Source organism: Acidovorax sp. KNOB132 (assembly GCF_057541515.1).
Map to the genome: position 1 here is coordinate 1 of NZ_BAAJYT010000547.1, position 1,179 is coordinate 1,179.

1 protein-coding gene is annotated in these 1,179 nt (G+C 70.7%); it reads right to left on the reverse strand.

The genetic code is table 11. The annotated features are described in order from the left end of the window. On the reverse strand, positions 1–1,022 hold a 1,022-nt coding region (locus AC27IO_RS24525; protein WP_498741251.1), incomplete at its 3' end, for an ABC transporter substrate-binding protein. Positions 1,023–1,179: the final 157 nt, after the last annotated feature.

Genomic DNA, 1,179 nt, shown 5'->3' on the forward strand with positions numbered 1-1,179 from the left:
GCCTCGGCCAGCAGCTTCTTCGCCTTTTCGGGGTCGAAGGGGTTGATGCCCGTGGTGTCCAGGTAGCCGAAGGCGCCCGGTACGTAGTGGCTGCCGATCGGCACGCCCAGGCCGTCCCCGGCGCCCTGGATCACGGCCTTGCGGTCGATGGCGGCCGCGATGGCGCGGCGCACCCGCACGTCGTCCAGCGGCTTCTTCTGCTGGTTGATGGCCAGGATGGTCTTGGCGCGCGAGCCGCTCACGATCACCTGAAAACGCGGGTTGGCCTTGAACTGCGCCACGCTGCGCGGCGTGACGCGCGGGAACGCGTCCACGTCCCCCGCCATCAGGGCCGCCACCTGCGCGGCCGGGTCCGAGATGAAGCGGAAGGTCGCGCGGCGGATGTGCACCGCGTTCGCCGTGCGGTAGCCGTCCCAGCGCGCCAGCGTGACCGAGGCGCCCTTGCTCCACGATTCGAGCCGGTACGGCCCCGTGCCGACGGGCTTGGTGGCGTTGGTGTCGACGCTGCCCGGCTCCACGATGACGGCGGTGGCCTGGCCCAGCAGGAAGAGCAGGTCGGGGTCGATGTCCTTGTTGATGACCACCACCGTGAGGTCGTCCACCACCTGCGTGGTGAGGTTGGCGAAGGTGCGCTTGTCCTTGTTGGTGCTCTTGTCGCCCGCCGCGCGCTCGAACGAGAACTTGACGGCCGCCGCGTTGAACGGCGCGCCGTTGTGGAACTTGACGTTCCCGCGCAGCTTGAAGGTGTAGGTCTTGAGGTCGGGCGAGACCTCCCAGCTTTCGGCCAGCAGCGGCGAGACGCTGCCGTCCGCGTTGATCTTGGTGAGCGGCTCGAACACGTTGTACAGCGTGATCTCGCCGATGGACGAGGCCGCGCCGGCCGTCGGGTCCAGCCCCGGGGGCTCCAGCGTCATGGCGAGGGTGACGGCGTCCTTCTTGCCCTGGGCCAGCGCCTGCAGGGGCGCGGCGAGCGGCACGGTGGCCAGGGCGCCGGTGGCGAGGACGGTGCGACGGTTCAGCATGGGCGGATTCTCCGGATAGGAACAGACCAGGGGCGGGACGGAAGGCGAGGGGGCGGGCGGCGGCATCGGATCGGCGGGGTGGATCGGCCGGCGGCACGCGCCCTCGGCGGCCAACAGGCTTTTTTACTACACCCCGGGCCCGGCCGGGGGCGCGCCG